A 20110-nucleotide genomic window follows, 5' to 3' on the forward strand; every position below is an offset into this window, starting at 1 on the left:
GGAAACTGCATGTTTAAGAAAGTGCTGATTGCGAACCGGGGAGAAATTGCCGTCCGGATTATTAGAGCGTGTAAAGAGCTTGGAATCGAAACGGTTGCCGTGTATTCACAAGCCGATTCAGAAGCGCTGCATGTCAAGCTTGCGGATGAAGCGTACTGCATCGGACCGACGGCTTCAAAAGACAGCTATTTACACATACCAAATTTAATAAGCGTTGCCACGATCACAAAAGCGGAGGCCATTCATCCGGGATATGGCTTTTTGGCGGAAAACGCCGACTTTGCTGAAATCTGCGCGAAATGCAATATCGTGTTTATCGGGCCGGATGCGGAGGCCATTCAAAAGATGGGCGCAAAAGCGGTCGCAAGAGACACGATGAAAAAAGCCGGTGTGCCGACTGTTCCCGGGACGGAAGGGCTCATTGAAGATGAGGAGGAAGCGCTGACGGTCGCAAAAGAGATCGGATTTCCGGTCATCGTTAAAGCGACAGCCGGAGGCGGCGGAAAAGGCATGCGGGTCGCCTATGACCAGGAAGAACTGAAAAAGGCCATTTGCCAGGCCCAGCAGGAGGCGGAAACGGCGTTCGGCAATCCGGGAGTGTATTTGGAAAAATATTTAGAAGAACCAAGGCATGTGGAAATTCAAATCATGGCCGACCGATATGGAAATGTTGTCCATCTCGGTGAAAGGGATTGCTCGATTCAGCGCAGGCATCAAAAGCTGGTCGAAGAGGCGCCGTCACCCGCGCTTGACGAGGAACTGCGGCGGGAAATGGGTGAAGCGGCCGTTGCGGCGGCTAAAGCTGTCCATTATCACGGAGCTGGAACGGTCGAGTTTTTGTTGGATAAACACGGGCATTTTTATTTCATGGAAATGAATACGCGTATTCAAGTGGAACATCCGGTCACAGAGCTTGTCACAGGGGTCGACTTGATCAAGGAGCAATTGGCGGTCGCGGCAGGCCGTGAGCTTTCTTTTACCCAAAGCGATATCCGCATCAACGGCTGGGCGATCGAGTGCCGTGTGAATGCCGAAAACCCGATGAAAAACTTTATGCCTTCCCCCGGCCAAGTGGACATGTATTTGCCGCCGGGAGGCTTTGGGGTGAGGGTCGACAGTGCCGTTTATCCGGGATATACGGTTTCACCATTCTACGATTCGATGGTCGCGAAAGTCATTGTTCACGGCAAAGACCGGGAAGAAGCGATTCAAAAAATGAAACGGGCCCTGGACGAGTTTCTCATTACCGGCATTCACACAACCATTCCCTTTCATTTGAAATTGCTGGAGCATGAAGCGTTTATAAAAGGGGATTTTAACACGAAATTTTTAGAGATGTATGAGGTTATTTAGCTAATAGCTATTAGCAATCAGGATTTAGCGATTAGGAGTTAGGATCTAAAGGCTAACAGCTAACAAGAAGGAGAGATTTTTTCATGTGGGTGATCACCCTGTATTCAACAGACAATGATACGACCATGTTTGAATTCGACAGCGAAAAAGAAGCGCGGGAAGCGTTCGGGAAAATGAAAGGCTGCAAAATTCTTTCCGAAGTTGTTTACTATAATGATGAATGCTTTGCTTTAGAGGCTGTTTAAGCAGAAAAGTAGTTAATATGATTGCTTTTAGGCCGCCTCTTTTAATTAATAAATGAAGGAGCTGGGTCAAAAGGTCGTTGATCAACGACTTTTTTGACCCAGCTTCTTTGAGTTATGTAGCAACAGGACGTCCTTTGCCCAATAGTGCCACAAATAATCAGAATCCGTAGTAGTTCCATAGATTAAAAGTAGTGCGAAAAAATAGTTTACAGGAGTTCACAGGGTTTCATGGTAAGATAGAGTGGTGAAATACTGGGTTTAATGTATATAAGAGTAAAAAGGCAGGGAAGTAAGCAATGAAAAAAATAGTGACAGATATTCTTTTTATTTTATTGGGGTCTTTTCTTTTTGCATTGGCTATCAATCTATTTGTTATTCCGAATGAACTCGGTGAAGGCGGAGTGACGGGTATTACGATCATTTTATATTATCTGTTCGAATGGTCTCCGGGGTTGGTCAGTTTAATCTTGAATGCGATTTTATTGATCGTGGGATATAAATATTTGAGCAAGACAACAACGATTTATACGATCATGGCCGTCATATTTCATTCTCTATTTCTCCATTTAACCGAAAGCTGGAGAATTGTTTCAGATGAAATCGTCGTGAATGCCATATTCGGCGGCATATTTGCAGGTGTCGGAATCGGGTTGATTATTCGAGTCGGGGGTACGACGGCAGGTACGACCATTCTGGCTCGAATCACGAATAAATATCTTGGCTGGAGCATTAGTCACGGCCTGTTGTTTTTCGATTTAATCGTGGCGTTCTCTTCTTATTTTATTATCGGGGCGGAAGGCTTAATGCTGACTGTTATGATGCTGTATATTGGAACAAAAGTGATGGAATTCATCATTGAAGGATTGAACCCGAAAAAGGCAGTCACGATCATATCGGAACACCCGGACGAAATTGCCCAACAAGTCAACGTGTTGATGGATAGAGGGGTGACGGTCTTTTCCGGCCACGGGTACTATACAAAAGCATCGAAAGACATTCTTTATATCGTCATTAGCAAACAAGAGGTCGTCAAGCTGAAGAAAATCGTGAAGAAAACCGATACACATGCGTTCATCGCCATCCATGATGTGCGTGATGTATTCGGAGAAGGGTTTTTGGATATTTCAAAATCATAACAAGCCAGGGGGATCCCCCTGGCTTGTTGCCGTTTTACCATGAAAGGAAGATGGATCTTTCAGATGAACCATCAGGAAGGATCCTTAAGCACGAGCCAATTGCGCTCAAGTTTGTAAAGGTGCTGTGTGATGGAAGAGACAGCGGGATGGAGAAGCTGATCGGCCGTTTTATCCGGAACGGCTACACTGTATAATGAAACGATCGTGAGCGTCTCGGGGGTGACCGGTGCGGCCGTATGGAAGAGACAGCGATAGTTGGAGTGTGTCAGTTGGTCTGTAAGCTCTTTGACGGTGAAGGGCTGGCCTTCACGAATCTGGCATGTGGTGACCATCATATAACGGGATTCAATTGCGCTCGAACGGAAAAAGTTGTAGCGCCCGCCTTGCGTCACAGCTTGTTTGGAAAGGTCGACATGCAAATGATGGTACGTCGACCTTTGCCCGCTTTTATAAAAAATGGAGTCGTGGGTATGCTTCATGAAATCTTGGTATGACTTTTCGTTTTCCCATAAACCGAATACAAACGCTTCCTCTTGCTGTTCCAGATTCCAGCCCCCGAGCTGCCCGATAAACCCGTCTACATGGGCAAGGGCCGCCCAATGCTGCTGTTTATAAGAAAATACATCTTTTTGATCGTTGTGAACGTGGCATGTCATCATCTTCGCTAGCATCAATATCACCTCTCTTTACTTTTTCTACATAATTTTGAAAAAACCCTTTTGCCGGTACGAAATTCAATGTAGTTCTTACGGCATACCGTTTCTGCTTCCTTCATATATTGAGTATATAGATTGATTTAGAAAATTGGACATGACCAAAGAACGGCCATGCCAAATTTTCTAACCTTTGAGGACAGATTCAAGTTGTTTGGATAACCGCTTATACGGGAGAATATCCAAGAGAAAAAACAGAAAAGCATAGATAAGCAGGCGCCTTCCGCTTTTCTAGCATTATATGAATCTAGGCGACAAATGATGAATGAGGAGATAAGGGGGATGTCGAAAAGATGGCGGTGGAATTGGTGAAAAAGAGCCGTTCGCAAAACGGAAAAAGCTGGTGTGTTATGTTTGAGCACCCGTTTCGCAAAGCAGCGGACGGCAAAAAGGGACAACCTGTACGGATAGGGCTCAATACGAAAGATGAAGAAGAAGCGGAAAAGCTCAGAAAGCAGCTTCAAGATTTAGTGGCGGATGAAAACTTCTGGACACCGAAAGCGAAAATGAAGGCGAAAACATTATTTGATGAGCGGGTTGTCGCCGCGGTCTACGGGCAATGGCAAGAACCGTCGTTTGAGGGAGTCCGCGACAGCTGCCTCCCGTTTCAAAGCGAGGAGGGCTATGCCAACATCCAATTGATCGGAGATAGAGGAACGGGAAAAACGCTCTTGCTGCGGCAGCTTCTCGGATTGAATGAGGAAGCGGAACCCTTTCCGGCAGCCGGTTACTCTGACAGCGTCCGTTATGAAGCGGAATGGCTTTTGGCCGATCAAGAATGTTATGAAGCGGTCGTCACCTTCGTTCCGTTCATGAAGATAAAAGCCTATGTTGAAGAGGCTCTCCTTCAGGCGGCGATGGCGTATGCATTGGAAAGCTCGGAGCAAAAAATGATTGATGCCCTTATGGGAAAAGAAGGGATGCTTCGCAGTTTAATTGGTTTCCTCCCTTCATCGGTTTCAAATTTGTACGGGTGGTTCCCGGCTTCTTATGAAAAAGTCCATTTGCGACGATGGGCTCCTTACGTCAAAGCACTTCAATCGGAAGCGTCAAGGGTTCGGCAAGCGATTCTTTCCAAACCGGATGCCGCTGCCGAACCGCAGTCGTTCAAGGAGACATGGGAGCGGGATGCTCGCTGCATGCAGCTTGCAGAAGCATTAGTGGAAGAAGTGGAGAGGAATTTTGGAGCGCTGGAAGAAGGGAATATCATGTATCATGAAGACGACTGGCCGCTTTGCTGGCGCTTTAAAACGAAAGACCGCGCTTACTTTTTGCAAGTATTGTATCAGCTATTCGGTGACGATCCGGCGTTTGACGGCAAGCAGCTGTCGTCTTTAGTGGAAGGCATGCGCTTAAAGGGGCCGTTTCGTCCCCTGTCTCACGAACAGGGGTTTCCGAAATTAATGATAACGGAGCGAAGAGTGACCGGCGGCCATCTTTCCGCTTGGCAAATCGAAAAAATAACAGCGGCAGATGCAGCCGTTTTGGTCGAAAAGGGCGGCGCTCTCACCCCGTCTTCTTTATGGCACGAAATGGTCATTACCGGCCAAACGGAAAAGCTTTCGATCGTTTTCACCGATGTGGATGACATCAGCGGGAACCGCCTCCGCACATATGAGGAAAGGTGCGAGCATCTTCTTCGTTCACTAAATGAACGCATTGAAACGATCGGTGATACATTAGGAGAACAGGCGGCGAGGACATTGACCCGTGTTTGCCGGCAAAACGGACTCCATATTATCGGGCGTTCCACGGATCTCCAAACGGTTCAATCGCTGCAAAGACTGACGCACGCTTTGGAAAAGTCGACGATTCCAAAAGGGGAAAGCCGTGTTCACCCCATTTATGTCAGCATCGCCGTATCGCTGGCCATTTATGAAGGGGCGAAGCGGTTTTGCGGGCAAATTCAAAAGCGGGAACAAATCGCCGCCGCCTTTGCCTCATGCATGGGTGAGGCGTTATACCGCTTTTTCATTAAAGACCCGTCCGGCTGGTCACTGTCAGAAGCGTCCTATGCGGAAAAAGACCGGACCATCGAGCGAATCTGCTTTTTTCTCCATCAAGACTTGCTGGCATATGCCCAGGAAGAGCTATGTCCGGCCATAGAAAAAGAGGATGGACAAAAAAACTGGCAGGAAACACTCGCCAAACTCGTTCCTGCCGAACAAGAAGCTTTCATCCGCGAGCCGTTTTTGCGTGACCTTTACGGAATCGTCAAAGGCTGTATTGAACGGGCCGGAGGTGTGATGATCAGCTGATAAAAAGGTCTTGAAGCTCCACTTCAAGACCTTTTTTTATATGTGAATGCCCAAAAATAATTTTTAAATGAAAGAGCACATTCATGATAAAAAATAATGTCTTAATATCAAGAATAACACATACTTTAGATATAAGAGCGGAGGAGATGATAGGTCTAAAGAATCTATTTCGGGAGTTTTTATCTACTGACGCTTAATCACATAAGGGAGGATAAGGGGAGAAAATGATATGAAGGTCCTCATTACGGGGGGAGCAGGTTTCATTGGTTCCTTTATTTGTGAAGCAGCCATAAAAGAAGGGAATAGCGTAGTGGTGGTTGATGATTTAAGTACGGGAAATCAAAAGTTTGTCCATCCTTCTGCCGCTTTTTATCAAATGGATATTCGAAGTAATGATTTGGAGTGGGTGTTCCAGCAAGAAAAGCCGGACATTGTCATTCATCAGGCTGCACAAGTTTCTGTTTCGAAATCGCAAAAGGGCCCGATGTTCGATGCTTCAACAAATGTTTTAGGAACCGTTAATCTTTTGTTTCAATCCGCTAAACATAATGTTCAAAAGTTCATATACGCTTCATCGGCCGCCGTATACGGGAATCCTGCCTCGTTTCCCATAAGAGAAATGGATGAGCTGTCCCCGCTTTCTTTTTACGGACTATCCAAATTAACGGGAGAAGCTTATGTGAAGCAGTTCCATGACCGATTTCAGCTTCCGTACACCATTTTGCGGTACAGTAACGTGTATGGGATGAGACAGAGCATGCAGGGGGAGGCTGGAGTGATTTCGCTTTTTATTGATCGATTATTAAAAAAGCAGTCGCCTGTCGTGTATGGAAGCGGAGAGCAGACGCGGGACTTCGTTTTCGTGAAGGATGTGGCCAAAGCCAACATAATGGCGATGAGAGGCGGAGATAATGAGATACTCAATATTAGCACCGGCACAGAATGCTCCATCAATCAGCTTGTTTCCATGTTGAAACCGTATAAGCCCTCTGCGTTAGAAGTACGGTACGTCAGTCCTAAAGATGGTGACATTTACAGGAGCTGTTTAGATTCCACCAAAGCGTTCACAATGCTGAATTGGAAGGCGGAATCAACCTTCGAGCAAGGATTGGAAAGAACGATAAAGTATTTTTTCGAATAAAGTGAAATATTGAATTTTTTATATGAATACTCTGATAATAAATGGGTGAAGCCAGCATCTTCATCCCTTATATGGATACGTTGAAGGGTTATTTGTATGTGGGCACTTTAATAACCTGGAGTAAGTAGTGCAACCGGCCAATTATTTTGATAATAATATGGTCTTTTTTTGTGCCAAAATCGAAAGCTGAGTGATGAGAGATGGATAAGCTGAAAGTATTGTTAACGACAGAGGGAACATACCCGTTCAACCAAGGCGGCGTCAGTACGTGGTGCGATAGTTTGGTCCAAAAAATGGATGAAATCGAATATATCGTTTACAGTGTCATGATGGATCCGTTCATTACGCAAAAGTTTAGTCTTCCCATACAATCGGATTTGATTAAAATGCCTCTATGGGGAACGGAGGAGCCGTGTGAGCATTTGCCTGCACCATTTTCTTTAGTTTACTTGAAGAAAAAACGGACAACAAACAAAGTCATTCGCACTCGTTTTTTGCCGCTCTTTCATGAGCTTATTGTCCATATTTTGAGTGTGGAGAAGAACCCGCTTGAACTTGGGGGTGTATTGCTGGAGCTCCACCGCTTCTTCCAGGAATATGAATATAAAGTCAGCTTCAAATCCGAACTTACATGGTCCGTTTTCAAAAAGCTCGTGATCGAGAAAGCGAACGAAAAAAACTTCCCCATTTCCCAGCCGGATGTTTATGGGCTGATTCAGAGTCTTGGATGGGTGTACCGCTTTTTAAACATTTTGAATACACCCGTGCCAAGAGTTCATGTTACCCATGCATCAGCGGCGGCATTTTGCGGAATTCCATGCGTATTGTCAAAACTTGAGCATAAGACACCGTTCTTGTTGACCGAACATGGCGTTTATTTACGGGAACAATACCTATCCCTTGGAAAAAGGAAGCTCTCTTCTTACTTGAATACCTTTTTAATTCGTTTCATTCATTCCATTACGACATTGAATTATGAATTTGCCGATCAAGTGTCTCCCGTTTGTCACTACAACACAAGGTGGGAAAGCCGTTTCGGCGTTCCGGCCGACAAGGTGGAAGTTATTTATAATGGGGTGGATAAAACAATCTTTACGGAAGCGGCTCCCCAAAAAAGGGAGAATCCGACAGTCGTAACGGTGGCCAGAATCGATCCGATTAAGGACATCGTGACATTGATGAAAGCGGCCGCTATCGTAAAAGAGAAAATCCCTCATGTAAAATTCATCGTATATGGTTCTGTTTCCGTACCTGAATATTATGAGGAATGCATGGCTCTATGCGATACGCTTCAATTGAAAGAAACCTTCATATTTGCGGGGCACACGAGCAATATAGAACAGGCGTATCATTCCGGTGACGTTATCGCCTTGTCGAGCATTTCAGAAGCGTTTCCCTATTCTGTCGTCGAAGCGATGATGACAGGGAAACCGGTTGTTACGACAGATGTCGGGGGTATTAAAGAAGCGCTCGGCGAAACGGGAATATTGATAGAGCCGGGCAATCAGGCGGAGCTGGCGCGCGGCCTTATCTCCCTATTAATCAATGAAAATTTGCGGGCAGAATTGGGAGAGAAGGCGAGGAAACGGGCGCTGAGTTATTTTACATTGGGGCGTGTGCTCGAACAGCATTTTAAAAGCTATGTGAAACTTGCTTTACACTCCGAAATCAAAGAAAGAGAGAAAGCGAAGACCTCCAATCGCCTCTATACGAGAGAAGGGAAGGATAAGCTGCCTCAAGCCTGCAGCAAGAAATCTCCCGATCAAAACGAGCGGCAAAGGCTGCTCGCCCAAAAAGGATACGCTCTCATGGAACTCGGTCATGTGGAGCAGGCAATTTTCCATTTTCGTTCAGCCATTGAAGAAAATCCGGCATCTCCATCCGTCCCCGTTTATTTATCGGAAATTGCCGGGATGTATGATGCATTGGGAAGGAGTGATCAAGCGATGAATGAAGTGGAACGGATAAAGGCCCTTCTTGTTCTTCAGCATGTATCAGTATAAGAAAGTACGGCATCATTCACCGTTTAATGGAGGGAGAAGCGATGAAATCGAGAGAAGTATGGAGAAAGCGGGCGTTATATGGATATAAAGCAACATATGTGCAGGCACGCTTCGAAGAAATGAAAAAACGGCATGAAATCGAAAAAAACGAGCGCGAAAACCGGCTGGCTAACATAAAGGAGGAGAATGCGAGATTAAAAGAAACATTGAAATACCTTGAGGAACAGCCTTTTAATCAGCATTCCATCAAATCCGAAATGACAGAGCTTCTTTTACGCAAACATCTTGAGCTTTCATACAGGCTCTTAGAAACAAAAGCGCATATGGAAGATAGAAGGAACAAACAAATGAAGATGCTGACCGCTAAGCATCTTGAGCGGGATGCCGTGTTTTCACGATTAAAGGAGGGCTTGCAGCAGCTGGAGTCCACCTTATCCAGGATAGGAGGGGGATAGAATGACGGAGCGTGCGGAATGCCTGTTTGGACTGGATAAAAAGGTTGTTTCCCGCTTCTTTGAGGACACAGAACGCCGTTTCACGAATGAATTAAAGGAACTCGATGCCCACATTCAATCAGTCAGTAACGAGAACCGTCAATTGGAGAAAGAAATAAGAGCCGTGGAAGAGCGGATGTCCAATGAAGAAAAATACAATCTCATTCTTCAAGCGAAGACGTTCATGCCGCTCTCCATTTCCGCGCTGGAAAGGCAGACAGAAGACGAAATCCAAAAGCTTTACGATGAGTTTAGCGAACGGAATGAAATGATCTTAAGGCAGTGTCAGCAGCTAGAACGTGAAATTGAGAACGGAAATAAGCTGTTAAATAGAATGGTCCGCCAGTTTGAATCGGTTATTGAAAGTTTGGATGAATCCAAAAGCCCACTGGATGAAGAGGAACAAGAATTCAATCCCGTTTCTTCCCCTCCCGCTGTTCCACAACAATCTAATGGACCACATCCATCCTTTTGGGGTGATGTCGATCTCTCTTCATCTTCGAAAGCTTTATTGCAAACGGAAAAGGGACTTAGCGATAGCAATGATTCAGGAAGGATGAAGGTGGAAAAGGGACAGTCGAACGGTGAACCCATTCCGGTGCCGGAAAGAGCGGAAGAGAAGAGAGAGCGGACGACCGAGGAGGGATGGGAAATCGGGGATGGCCTGCCTTCAGCGGCAGGTCACGGAGCGGAGAAAAACCAAGCCGCAAAAGGGCAGGCCACGGCACAAGAGATAGACATGATCAAAAAAAGGTATATTGTCGGAAAAATAGCGGGGGCCAACTTATATGACCTGAATGGACATCTTCTTGTTGCCGAACATACGAAGATCACGAGTGACATAGTCGAAAGAGCAAGCCGGGAAGGGGTATTGGCAGAGCTGATCATCCATATGAAAATCCCGGAATGGGGAGAGTCGGAGACATGAAGGATGGCACCTTTTTTTCTTTCCCGCATGGTAAACAAGAGAATTTCGATGAGTTCATGAAGGAAGTGCTAAAGGGCCGCACTCAGCCTGAGGACCTCTATGAAATTGCAGCTATTTTAGAATCGATGGGCTGGAACGATGAGCGTGCCTTGAAAGAGTTCGGGGCAGAGGATCTCTTCGAACTGTCTGCCCGAATATGGGAAGCGGCAGAAGGCAGCATCGTGCACACCTCGTTTGCATCAGCAGAAAAGCCTTCACGAAAGCAGGTCATGATTCAACTTATTCGCCCTTTCCTAAGGGGATTGATTTTTGCCTTTCCGATGGCTGTATCGGTCATCTCCATGCTGACATTGCAATATTCTCTATGGGCGTATGAGCATCTGTCGCTGGAACAGGCCACCGCCATTGCAATCGGGACGATCTTAAGCTTTATCACGGTCGGAGGCTTTACACAGGCCATTGCCCGAAGAGGTTTCTTCTACATGATACAAGGTTATTACAATCTGGCGAAGAAAAATACGTTCCTCTTTATACGGATCGGCTTCCTCATATGCATACTGATCAGCCTGTTGATTTTCTTCAGCAATGTCATATTCAATTTTTTTCCTTACAAAATGCTTCTTTATATTATCGTTTATTTCTTTTTCCTGAATGCCATTTGGCTGTCGGTGACGGTCATGTACATTCTGGAAAAGGAAATCGCCTTTACGGGATTGATCATTTTCGGCATTTTCATCGTGTTCATTCTCTTTGAACTCGTCCGTCTCGATATCATCGTCTCACAGGTTATTTCCCTTTGTATCGTGTCGGTCATGAGCATGCTGCTGATTTTATATTACTTTAAGAAAGAAGAGCGCAAGTCGGAAAAGGCCATATCGCTTAAATTGCCGCGGGTTTCCATTACCATCTATTCGGTCGCGGGCTATTTCTTTTACGGCTTTCTTTATTTCACCTTTTTATTTGTAGACCGATTAAATGCATGGTCGGCCAATGAAGAGTATATGCCGTATGTGATTTGGTTCAGGGGAACGTATGAACTTGGCTTGGACTTTGCCTTGCTGGCTCTCATTATCCCGATGGGAGTGAGCGAAGTCATTGTATCCAAATTAATGCGGGATCTCGAAGCATGTCAAAAAGGCTACTTGGCGATAGAGAGCGAGAACATGTACCGGCATTTTCTCCGCAAATACCAAAACATGTTCGCCGTCATCATCATAGCGGCCGTATTGAGTGCCATCTGCATTTACAAATTCGCCCTTTATTACAATGAATGGTCCGTTTATATAAGAGAGCAAGATTTATTGGCGAGCGATGTCACGCAATTCGTTCTGTTCTGGGGAATCCTCTCCTACATGATTTTATCGATTTGCTTAATGAATGCCGTCATCTTATTCGCCCTTTCCCAGCCGAACATGGTGATTTACGCCATCCTGCCGGCTTTGCTGATCAACATTTTGGCAGGCTTTCTTTTAACGAGGTGGTTTCATTATCAATACGCAGTTTTTGGCCTTTTGCTCGGAACGATCTATATGAGTGTTGTGACAACCTATTATGTTCGCAAGGTGATAAAGAATGTCGATTATTATCTTTATGCTGCGTCTTAGGAGGCCTGCCGGATCATGTATGCATCGTTCTTGAATCACATCTATCACCTTCTGCATTATGGTTTTTCCTTTTGGGTCATAGGAGTTCTCGCTCCTTCTCTCATTTTTCCCAGCCAGTTTGAACGTAGAGTCGAACAGACCGTTTCCAACTTCATCCGCGCCGTTTTCATTATCATCATACTCGGGTATGCCCTCGTCATCACAAAGCTGTTTGAAGTATTGTCCTTGCTGTTTATCTATACGGTCGTGATGGTTGTACTGTTTTTGCCTCAGTTAAAGGCGATGGATGGGAAATACTCCATTTTCAAATGGACGCTCCGCTTTTTCGATGTGTTGGACGGTCTTTTTTCCATCCATAAAAAAATAAAGAAGATGGCTTCAGGTGAAGTGCGGACAGCGGTGAAAGAAAAAGCGAAGACATACGCATCTGCCGGGCGGCTCCCGAAAGTGCTCATTGTGCTGTTTGTGTTTGGCTATTCGCTTTTCATCCGGTTTTATGACGCACTTATCCATGCAGCCCCGCCTTTATCCGACAGCTATGTCACATTGGCGTGGATGAAATACATCAATGGCAGGATCTTGTTTCATGACGGCATCTACCCGCAAGGATTCCATATTTATTTGGCAACCTTGCTGAAGTTCGCCGCGATCGACCCGATGTACATTTTGAAATACACCGGGCCGTTAAATACGTTTTTCATCGTTCTCGGATTTTATTTCTTTGCGGCGCGCCTGACAGGCAGTTTTCTGGCGGGGATTACAGCCGCGATGGCTTACGGATTATGGGGAGAGTGGCTGCTGTTAGGAGCGGTCGAACGACAGATTGGAACGAATTCACAGGAGTTCGCGTTCGTCTTTCTGTTTCCAGTCCTCTATTTTTATGTGCTTTATATGCTGAAGCGGCAGAAGGCGGCACTTGTTACCGCATTTATGGGAACGGCCGTTACGGGGCTCGTTCATTCCCTTGCTTTTGCCTATCTCGGGATAAGCATAGGCCTCCTGTTGATTGCCGGTCTATTCGTGCAAGGAAAAAACGGCTGGCCGCAAATCGTTCCCGTTGTCCGATACGCGTTGCTGTCTGTCGTCATTTCCATCATGCCATTAGGGATCGGCTATTTGCTTGGAAAGAATGTTCACAGCTCGTCGGCTAATTATCTGATAGAAACCATTCAAACGGACATCGGATTTGCACAGCTCCATGCGATCGACTATGTGACCCTTTCCTTTTTCCCGTTTCTCCTGCTCGTTTCCATCAGCGGGAGGAGGACGATAAAGGAACGGCTTGTCAGCCTGTTTTCACTGCTGCTCGGCATCTCCGTGTTCTTTCTTTACTTTGCCGGCGGAAACATCACGAAAAGCGTGCTTATTAGTGCACGATCCGTCGATTTGTGGGCCATCACGATTCCGGTATGCCTCGGGGTCGGCGTGTTTGCCGTTTGCCGGTGCGCCCCGGCCGTTTTCGCGAAAAGGCATATGCAAGGGGTTATCCTATGCGGGCTGATCTTATTTACCGCCGTTGAACTGAAGCCTTCTCCCATTTACGCCTACAAAATGGAGCGGGACGCCTCGGTGGAGCAGTATTTGCGCATCCGGGATGCCTATCTCCCGAAAACGTGGATGATCGTATCCCAAGATGAAGGCTATTCGACCGTATTGGGAAACGGAATTCATATGTATATGGAAGATTTTCTGAACGTATACGACCCGGCGAAGCCTCCGTTAACGAAAAAGGGAGAGAGAAAACCCGATCAAAACATTCCGCCCGATATTTTTGTGTTCCATGAAAAAACGGTGTTTCGAGTATCCGAGACAAACAGCATTTACTCTCTTTTAGAGCCGAAATATGAGCAGCGGGAGACAGATAACCGAAATTTACGAAAATGGCTCGACACCTATATGTCCCATCATTATAAAGTCAAGGTCTATTATGAAGATTCCAATTTCATCGTCTATCATTTCCATATTGTGCAGCCGAAGAAAAAGGGGATTAAACATTTATGGAGAGATGCTTAGAAAAAGACCGGGCATCGGATCATGGCGGTGCCGCGCGTTAAGAAAGGGGGGATGGGATGACGGTGTTCATTACGGACGGCTTGCATCGGAAATCGCTCGCCGCTGTCCGCTCTCTTGGCAAAAAGGGAATTTCCGTCACGGTAGGCGAGAAAACGAGATGGAATTCAAGCGCCTTTTCGAAATTTTGCCGCCGCTCGTTCATTTATCCCGATCCGGAACAAGCCCCGGACCGATTTGCGGAATGGTTTGACACCCATGTGGAGAAACAGCGGTGGGACGTTTTTTTGCCGATGGACGATGCCGCAGTAGAGATCGCTTTGCATAATCGAAAAAAATGGGAGACAAAATGCAGGCTCGTTCTGCCTCCATCTGAAAGCTACTGGAAAGCAAGAGATAAATACGAAGCGGTTCAGCTGGCCGAAAAAGCGGGATTGGCTGTTCCCGGCACCTATATTCCGCAATCCTTGGAAGAATTAAGGGTGAAAATGATTGATCTGGCCTTTCCCGTCATCATCAAACCCCGAAAAAGCTCGGGTTCAAGAGGAATCCAGGTCGTGGAGCAGGGGAAGGATTTGCTGGAAGCATACAAACGAGCGGCTTTGCAATATGAACGCCCGATGATTCAAGAATATATTCCCCAGGGGGATCGGTTCGATGTTTGCTTATTGTTCGATCAGCATCACGAAATGAAAAGTGCATTTGTCCAGCGGGAGATCCGGCATTTCCCGATTCCGATGGGCCCAAGTACCGTCCAGGAAAGTGTCATTCATGACGAATTGGTCGAACAGAGTCTTCGCTTCATGAGCAAACTGCCCTGGTATGGCGTGATCGAACTGGAATTCATGATCGATCCGAGGGACGGGACCGCGAAGTTCATGGAGGCCAATCCGAGGTTTTGGAACTCTTTACAGTGCGCTATCCAAGCGGGCATCGATTTTCCGTATATGTTATACGAATTGGCTGTACGGGGGGACGTTCAAAAGCAATGCTGGTACAAAGAGGGAATCCGCTGCCGCAACGTTCTCCCGGGAGACGTGCTGCATTACGTGACAAATCCTGATCGTTTCCGGATGCACCCTTCCTTTTTTAGCGGCAAGGCAAAAAACGTATATGATGACATTCTCTCCGTTTCCGACCCGCTGCCGGCACTGGGCTTCTTTTTGGCCTGCCTGCGGTATTCTCTCCAAAAGGAAATGTGGAAGAAGATGTTCAAGCGTCATCTATAGGAGCTGAAGTGATGAAGAATATATTGACGGTTGACGTAGAGGATTGGTATCACGCGAACGCCTTGAAGATTCCGCGGAATGAATGGGATCAATGCGACAAGACGGTCGCGAAAAACACCCGCATTATCCTTGAACTGTTTGAACGGTACGATGTGAAGGCGACTTTTTTCATTCTTGGATATGTGGCGAAAAACGACCCTTCATTAGTGAAAGAGATTGCCGGAAAGGGGCATGAAATTGCCTCGCATGGCATGTATCATGAGCTGGCAGGAACGCTGTCCGACGAAAGGTTCAGGGAAGATGTTTGTACTTCCAAGGCATTATTGGAGGATATGACAGGGCAGCCGGTCCTGTTTTACCGGGCGCCTTCATGGTCCATCCCTTTTGAAAGAGCGGACCGCCTGGAAATATTGGAAGAGGAGGGGTACCTGGGGGATTCGAGCTTGCAGCCGTTTTGGACACCGCTGTCAGGAAGCTTGCGAATTCCGTGCAAGCCATTTTATCCCGTGATCAATGGACGTCGGCTGAAGCTCCTCGAAATTCCGCCGACGGTTATGAAGCTGGCGGGCCTTCGCATCCCGTTTGCCGGGGGCTTTTATTTAAGGTGTATGCCATTGTTCCTTGTGAAGCAGGCGATGAAACGGGTGAACCGCTGGCAAGAGGGCGTCGTGTATGTGCATCCATGGGAGTTCGATGAAGCTGCCTGTAACGTGAAAAAAGGACCTCTCGTTTCGTTTGTCCACTCCTATAACATCGATTCGACCAAAACGAAAATGGAAGGGCTGCTTCAGTCTTTCTCTTTTCAAACAATGGGAGAAAGCTTACGAAATCCTTCTTATTCTTCCATCGATTTGACGTCATGAAACGGTGGAGAATAATGGCTGAAAACGGCTGGAGCCTTTTGAAAGGAAATGCCCTTTCCATCGTTGTCATCATGAACATGCTGCTGGCGGCAAGTGCTTTTTTTAAAGATGTGCTCCTGGCTGAATACTTGGGAACATCAGATATAGCGGATGCTTTTTCTTTGGCTTATTTCATTCCGGATACGATTGGGAATAATTTGGCGGCCTCCGCTCTCGGGGTTGCCTGTATCCCCGTTTTTTCGAGACTGATCGCGAAGGAAAATACTCCTCTGCTCAAACTGGTGCTCCGAAAGCTGGCCGTATGGATCGTGATCGTGATGGGACCGCCTTTCATCGTACTGCTGGTGTTCGGTAAACCGCTTTTAGAGGTATATGGAGGAGGACTGACCGGGTCTTTTCGATCGTTCCATGTTCAATACTATATCATTCTCATTCCGCTCATGCTGATTTTTCCTTTTATATTCATAGGTTCTTCCGTTCTGCAGTCCGATCGGAACTTTTTTGTTCCGTCTTCCGGTCCTGTTCTATTCAACAGTATGTTCCTTTTGGCTGCTCTATCGTGCTCCCTGGCGGCTCTGGAGCCGGAGCGGGGAGGCTCAGTCCTTTCCGCCAGCATTACAGCGGCGGCCATGTGTCAATTGCTGTACACATGGCATCATGTCCGGAGGTTGGATTTCGGCGTCAACATCGGCAAGGAGGCCGGCCGTCATGCTGGCAAATATGCGGCCGTCATCTTACGTACGTTTTGGTCTTATTTATTGATTTTATTATGTTCGCAGAGTGTATTGGTGGTGGAACGTTTACTCGCAGCCCGCTTGCAGGAAGGGACCATCGCCTCTTTAAGCTATGCGTATCGCCTGGCGCAATTTCCGGTGTGGGTATTCGTGGCCGCGATTACGACCGTCATTTTGCCTGACTTTTCCCGGGACGCCTCATTGCGGCGGTATTCATCCATTCGCCTGCAAATGAAAAAAGCTTTATGGTTATGTACGCCCATCTCCATATTCGCGAGCTCGCTTCTCTTTTTCTTTGGGGAGCCGATCGTGGCTCTTTTGTTTGAAAGGGGGGCGTTCAATAGGGAATCAGTCCTGATCACATCAAGCATTTTGTCGGGATATGCGCTTTCCATAACGGGACAAAGCATTTCTCTTGTTTGTTTAAGGTATTTCATCGCGCGAAATAAAATGAAAGAGCCGTTGATTGCTGTTATGTTATCGAGCTGTACATCGATTTTGTTTGATTGGTTTTTGGTTCCTTTATACGGTGCGGCTGCTATTGGATATGGTGCGGCTGTCGGCTCGGTTATCAATTGTACGTTTTTTCTGTTTTATTTGAAAAGGGAATGGCAGCGTCATATGCCAAGGAGGTTAGTCGATGAAAAAGCATTTGATCTTGATTCCGGCCTACAATGAAGAAGGAAACTTAAAAAAAGTATTACAGTCTCTTACCGATGTCCGGCCGGATGCGGACATTCTCATCGTCAGCGACGGCTCCACGGATGAAACGGAAAACATCGCCAAGGCATTCCCGGTATATGTCATCTCCCATCCGACGAACTTGGGCTATGCGGCGGCTTTGCAGACGGGATTCAAATATGCCGCAGCAAAAGGATATGACATCGTCATCCAGTTCGACGGCGATGGCCAGCATGATCCGCACTATGTGGGGGATATGCTGCATGCTTTCTCCGATAAAGGTGCTGATATTGTATTAGGATCGCGCTTTTTACGAAAAAGCGGAATGGAAACCGGTGTATCGAAAAGGCTGGTCATTTTCTTTTTTCGCTTCCTCATTTGGCTTATAACGGGAGCGAAGATCACCGATCCGACTTCCGGCTTTCGCGGTTATAAGCATAATGTATACCGCCGATTTACGCATGCTTTCCCCAATGAATATCCCGACAGCAATTTTATCATTGAGCTGCTTTTAAGAGAATATAATCTGGTGGAAATACCCGTAAACATGAAAAACAGGGAGCACGGCATCAGCATGCATGCGGGCTTTAGGCCGGTCTTGTATGTCGCCCAAGTGGTATTGAGTATCATCATCGTCTGGCTCCGCTGTAAATGGCTGAAAAAGGAGGGAGCGGAATGAACCTAAAATTGGAGGCTTTTTTGCTTCTATGCGGTGTGCTGTCTTTCATGATGATTTTATATTTGCTGGTTCGCCGTAAAATCACCGAAAAATATTCGGTTGTTTGGCTGTTGGGAGGGGGGTGCGTTCTGTTGCTGTCGGGCAATCCGGACATGCTGGATCATATGGCCCGGCGGGTAGGAATCGATTATCCTCCGTCCCTTCTATTTCTTTTATCGATTCTTGTCATATGGGTATATAATCTGCATCAGTCGATGGAAATGACCAAGCTGAACAAAAAAATCAAGGATTTGGCGCAGCATATGGCCTTCTATGATCATGAAGGAAAGGAACCGTCAGCGCCGCACAATCCATGTCCGCAAGCTGATAAAGAAAGGAATTTGAGTGACGATGATGGATGACCTCTTCATTCTGTATGTATCGGTTGTATTCATGGGAAGCATTACGCTCCTCGCCTTTTTATATCTATTCCAAGCGCGAATCATGAAAAACAAAGGCCAGTCGATGGAACGGCTGCTGAAGGTGGGTCTGTTTCACGACCTGGATCACCATGTAAGCCGGGTATTGCAAATGGCGGAGGAAGCTATTTATGCCCCGACATATGGATTGTATCGATTAGACGTGCGAAACGGGCAATATGTGTTAAAGTCTGTCCGCATTCAAGAGGATGCCCGATTGAAGGTGGGGCCATCCTACAGCGGCCTCGTACCATATGAAAAAGAACGGTACCATCCACCGCTCAGCCTTCCTTGCCATGAGGATCTGAAAAAGACCGCCGTCATTCAACAAGGAGAAGTGACGTTATTGAATATGGTCATAAATGAAAGGACCATCATCCAAATCGGTCCGATTAAGACGATCACCAAGAAGCAATGGAAATGGATCAGGCAATTCGCGGTACTTATGGAAAAGCACCCCATCTCTGCTTTCGGTGTACGGAAACGCTGGAAAGAATACGGGAAGAGTCATTCCGAGGAAAAGGGGAAAGCAAGTGTGGATGTCAACAGCTTGCGCAGAGATAGACTGCATATGTCCAAAACATTTGCGTTGTATTACGGATATGGGAAGGCCGATCAGCTTTCCTTTTTTGATATTGCCATCATCGAACCGAAAGGGATGAGGCCTGAAGAGATTCAATCTATACAAAACCGAAAAACGCTCGTTTTCTCTTATCTCAGTCTGATCGAAGTCCACCCGTCTGAACCGATTTTCGCTTCATTGAAAAAGGAAGACTTTTTGTCCGTAAATGGGCGGAAGATCAGGAACGATTCATTCGGTACGTATTTAATGAATCTTCGTTCCAAAAGGTGGATGGATTATTTATTGACGGAAGCAAGATATCGTCTGCATTCAATGGGTACAGACGGGCTTTTTCTGGATACGGTCGGAGATTTGGAGCTCGCGGAGCTTCCATCCGCGTTAAAAGCCGATCAAATGGATGCACTAAGCAATCTGTTTTATACGATGGACTTGTTATATCCAAATCATTTATTTATCCAAAATAATGGGATCGAATCGCTTTTTCTCCGGACCGCCCCGTGGATTGACGGAATCGTATGGGAGAATCCGCCGCTGACCCTTCAAGAAAGCAAAGAGTGGGTTGACTTTATGCTGACGCGGCTAGACCGCCTCGTCCAGGAGCACTCCATTCGCATTTTTTTACTCTTTGAAGCCTCATTGGAGGAAAAACGAAAAGCCCTGCCCATCGCGAAAAAATTGGGCAAGGAAAAGAATTACCTCGTTTATCTGGCCTCCGAAAATTATGTAGCTGACGTATTGGATGGATAGAGTGTCCGGCTATTAAGATCAAAAAATGCGGCTAAGCAGCTTCACCCACCCAAAAAAAGAAATCCATAACGGAATGCCCAGCGATGCTCCCCATAGCAGACCGGCGAAAAAATTCCCTTGCGCTTCCATTGAAATCACTCCTTATTGATTCACGTCCGGCTTTTCCTCTTCATTATGGGAAGAATCGCTCTTTTTTATAATTCATAATCGTGAACTTTTAAGCACTGAGAGACCTGCTGTCCATTCAGGCG

Annotated in this window: 17 protein-coding genes and 1 riboswitch; of the genes, 16 read left to right on the forward strand and 1 reads right to left on the reverse strand. The window is 46.4% G+C overall.

All coding sequences use genetic code 11. The features are described from left to right. The first annotated feature begins 9 nt into the window (after positions 1 to 9). The 3 genes from accC (at position 10) to BK575_RS04365 (ending at position 2734) form a co-directional block, all read left to right on the forward strand. Complete coding sequence (gene accC / locus BK575_RS04360; protein ID WP_078409066.1) at positions 10 to 1353, forward strand: acetyl-CoA carboxylase biotin carboxylase subunit; 1344 nt, start codon at positions 10 to 12, stop codon at positions 1351 to 1353. A gap of 83 nt (positions 1354 to 1436) precedes the next feature. Beyond that, a complete protein-coding gene (locus BK575_RS28300; RefSeq protein ID WP_169907527.1) occupies positions 1437 to 1598 on the forward strand; it encodes a hypothetical protein in 162 nt (53 codons plus the stop codon). Between the two features lie 296 nt (positions 1599 to 1894). After that, positions 1895 to 2734, forward strand: a complete 840-nt coding sequence (locus BK575_RS04365) for a YitT family protein (protein ID WP_078409067.1) — start codon at positions 1895 to 1897, stop codon at positions 2732 to 2734. A gap of 71 nt (positions 2735 to 2805) precedes the next feature. Here BK575_RS04365 and BK575_RS04370 read toward each other — a convergent pair whose 3' ends face one another. Continuing rightward, positions 2806 to 3405 (reverse strand): YdbC family protein, encoded by a 600-nt coding sequence (locus BK575_RS04370; RefSeq protein WP_078409068.1) that lies wholly within the window; start codon positions 3403 to 3405, stop codon positions 2806 to 2808. Between the two features lie 335 nt (positions 3406 to 3740). On the opposite strand from BK575_RS04370, the gene BK575_RS04375 reads away from it, so the two are divergent. The 13 genes from BK575_RS04375 (at position 3741) to BK575_RS04435 (ending at position 19859) form a co-directional block, all read left to right on the forward strand. Next, positions 3741 to 5705 carry a hypothetical protein gene (locus BK575_RS04375; RefSeq protein WP_078409069.1) on the forward strand — a complete coding sequence of 655 codons (1965 nt, stop codon included), beginning with the start codon at positions 3741 to 3743 and terminating at the stop codon, positions 5703 to 5705. A gap of 229 nt (positions 5706 to 5934) precedes the next feature. Further along, on the forward strand, positions 5935 to 6846 hold the full coding sequence (locus BK575_RS04380) for an NAD-dependent epimerase/dehydratase family protein (RefSeq protein WP_078409070.1): 912 nt from the start codon (positions 5935 to 5937) through the stop codon (positions 6844 to 6846). Between the two features lie 64 nt (positions 6847 to 6910). Beyond that, positions 6911 to 6994, forward strand: a riboswitch (cyclic di-GMP riboswitch). Between the two features lie 52 nt (positions 6995 to 7046). Then, complete coding sequence (pelF, locus tag BK575_RS04385) at positions 7047 to 8849, forward strand: GT4 family glycosyltransferase PelF (RefSeq protein WP_078409071.1); 1803 nt, start codon at positions 7047 to 7049, stop codon at positions 8847 to 8849. 41 nt (positions 8850 to 8890) lie between these two features. After that, entirely contained in the window at positions 8891 to 9304 is a 414-nt protein-coding gene (locus tag BK575_RS04390) for a hypothetical protein (RefSeq protein WP_078409072.1), read from the forward strand. Between the two features lies 1 nt (position 9305). Further along, positions 9306 to 10271, forward strand: coding sequence for a hypothetical protein (locus tag BK575_RS04395; RefSeq protein ID WP_078409073.1), 966 nt, complete (start codon positions 9306 to 9308; stop codon positions 10269 to 10271). Beyond that, the gene (locus BK575_RS04400) at positions 10268 to 11875 is read left to right on the forward strand and encodes a hypothetical protein (RefSeq protein WP_078409074.1); all 1608 of its coding nucleotides are present in this window, start codon (positions 10268 to 10270) and stop codon (positions 11873 to 11875) included. The genes BK575_RS04395 and BK575_RS04400 overlap by 4 nt, the downstream gene beginning before the upstream one ends. A gap of 15 nt (positions 11876 to 11890) precedes the next feature. Further along, positions 11891 to 13888 (forward strand): glycosyltransferase family protein, encoded by a 1998-nt coding sequence (locus tag BK575_RS04405; protein ID WP_078409075.1) that lies wholly within the window; start codon positions 11891 to 11893, stop codon positions 13886 to 13888. Positions 13889 to 13944: 56 nt separating this feature from the next. After that, positions 13945 to 15114 (forward strand): carboxylate--amine ligase, encoded by a 1170-nt coding sequence (locus BK575_RS04410; protein ID WP_078409076.1) that lies wholly within the window; start codon positions 13945 to 13947, stop codon positions 15112 to 15114. An 11-nt stretch (positions 15115 to 15125) separates the two neighbouring features. Next, positions 15126 to 15977 (forward strand): polysaccharide deacetylase family protein, encoded by an 852-nt coding sequence (locus tag BK575_RS04415; RefSeq protein WP_078409077.1) that lies wholly within the window; start codon positions 15126 to 15128, stop codon positions 15975 to 15977. 14 nt (positions 15978 to 15991) lie between these two features. Continuing rightward, entirely contained in the window at positions 15992 to 17389 is a 1398-nt protein-coding gene (murJ, locus tag BK575_RS04420; protein WP_169907529.1) for a murein biosynthesis integral membrane protein MurJ, read from the forward strand. Further along, on the forward strand, positions 17352 to 18071 hold the full coding sequence (locus BK575_RS04425; protein ID WP_078409079.1) for a glycosyltransferase family 2 protein: 720 nt from the start codon (positions 17352 to 17354) through the stop codon (positions 18069 to 18071). The genes murJ and BK575_RS04425 overlap by 38 nt, the downstream gene beginning before the upstream one ends. Continuing rightward, positions 18068 to 18472 (forward strand): DUF2304 domain-containing protein, encoded by a 405-nt coding sequence (locus BK575_RS04430; protein WP_169907531.1) that lies wholly within the window; start codon positions 18068 to 18070, stop codon positions 18470 to 18472. The genes BK575_RS04425 and BK575_RS04430 overlap by 4 nt, the downstream gene beginning before the upstream one ends. Next, a complete protein-coding gene (locus BK575_RS04435; protein WP_078409081.1) occupies positions 18462 to 19859 on the forward strand; it encodes a hypothetical protein in 1398 nt (465 codons plus the stop codon). The genes BK575_RS04430 and BK575_RS04435 overlap by 11 nt, the downstream gene beginning before the upstream one ends. The last annotated feature ends 251 nt before the right edge of the window (positions 19860 to 20110 follow it).

The organism is Priestia abyssalis, assembly GCF_002019595.1.
In the GTDB taxonomy this organism is placed as follows: Bacteria; Bacillota; Bacilli; order Bacillales; family Bacillaceae_H; genus Bacillus_BA; species Bacillus_BA abyssalis.

What these genes read in the sequence shown, in the direction of transcription:
- accC (WP_078409066.1), top strand. Translation starts at nt 10, where the DNA reads ATGTTTAAGAAAGTGCTGATTGCGAACCGGGGAGAAATTGCCGTCCGG.
- BK575_RS28300 (WP_169907527.1), top strand. Translation starts at nt 1,437, where the DNA reads ATGTGGGTGATCACCCTGTATTCAACAGACAATGATACGACCATGTTT.
- BK575_RS04365 (WP_078409067.1), top strand. Translation starts at nt 1,895, where the DNA reads ATGAAAAAAATAGTGACAGATATTCTTTTTATTTTATTGGGGTCTTTT.
- BK575_RS04370 (WP_078409068.1), bottom strand. Translation starts at nt 3,405, where the DNA reads ATGCTAGCGAAGATGATGACATGCCACGTTCACAACGATCAAAAAGAT.
- BK575_RS04375 (WP_078409069.1), top strand. Translation starts at nt 3,741, where the DNA reads ATGGCGGTGGAATTGGTGAAAAAGAGCCGTTCGCAAAACGGAAAAAGC.
- BK575_RS04380 (WP_078409070.1), top strand. Translation starts at nt 5,935, where the DNA reads ATGAAGGTCCTCATTACGGGGGGAGCAGGTTTCATTGGTTCCTTTATT.
- pelF (WP_078409071.1), top strand. Translation starts at nt 7,047, where the DNA reads ATGGATAAGCTGAAAGTATTGTTAACGACAGAGGGAACATACCCGTTC.
- BK575_RS04390 (WP_078409072.1), top strand. Translation starts at nt 8,891, where the DNA reads ATGAAATCGAGAGAAGTATGGAGAAAGCGGGCGTTATATGGATATAAA.
- BK575_RS04395 (WP_078409073.1), top strand. Translation starts at nt 9,306, where the DNA reads ATGACGGAGCGTGCGGAATGCCTGTTTGGACTGGATAAAAAGGTTGTT.
- BK575_RS04400 (WP_078409074.1), top strand. Translation starts at nt 10,268, where the DNA reads ATGAAGGATGGCACCTTTTTTTCTTTCCCGCATGGTAAACAAGAGAAT.
- BK575_RS04405 (WP_078409075.1), top strand. Translation starts at nt 11,891, where the DNA reads ATGTATGCATCGTTCTTGAATCACATCTATCACCTTCTGCATTATGGT.
- BK575_RS04410 (WP_078409076.1), top strand. Translation starts at nt 13,945, where the DNA reads ATGACGGTGTTCATTACGGACGGCTTGCATCGGAAATCGCTCGCCGCT.
- BK575_RS04415 (WP_078409077.1), top strand. Translation starts at nt 15,126, where the DNA reads ATGAAGAATATATTGACGGTTGACGTAGAGGATTGGTATCACGCGAAC.
- murJ (WP_169907529.1), top strand. Translation starts at nt 15,992, where the DNA reads ATGGCTGAAAACGGCTGGAGCCTTTTGAAAGGAAATGCCCTTTCCATC.
- BK575_RS04425 (WP_078409079.1), top strand. Translation starts at nt 17,352, where the DNA reads ATGAAAAAGCATTTGATCTTGATTCCGGCCTACAATGAAGAAGGAAAC.
- BK575_RS04430 (WP_169907531.1), top strand. Translation starts at nt 18,068, where the DNA reads ATGAACCTAAAATTGGAGGCTTTTTTGCTTCTATGCGGTGTGCTGTCT.
- BK575_RS04435 (WP_078409081.1), top strand. Translation starts at nt 18,462, where the DNA reads ATGATGGATGACCTCTTCATTCTGTATGTATCGGTTGTATTCATGGGA.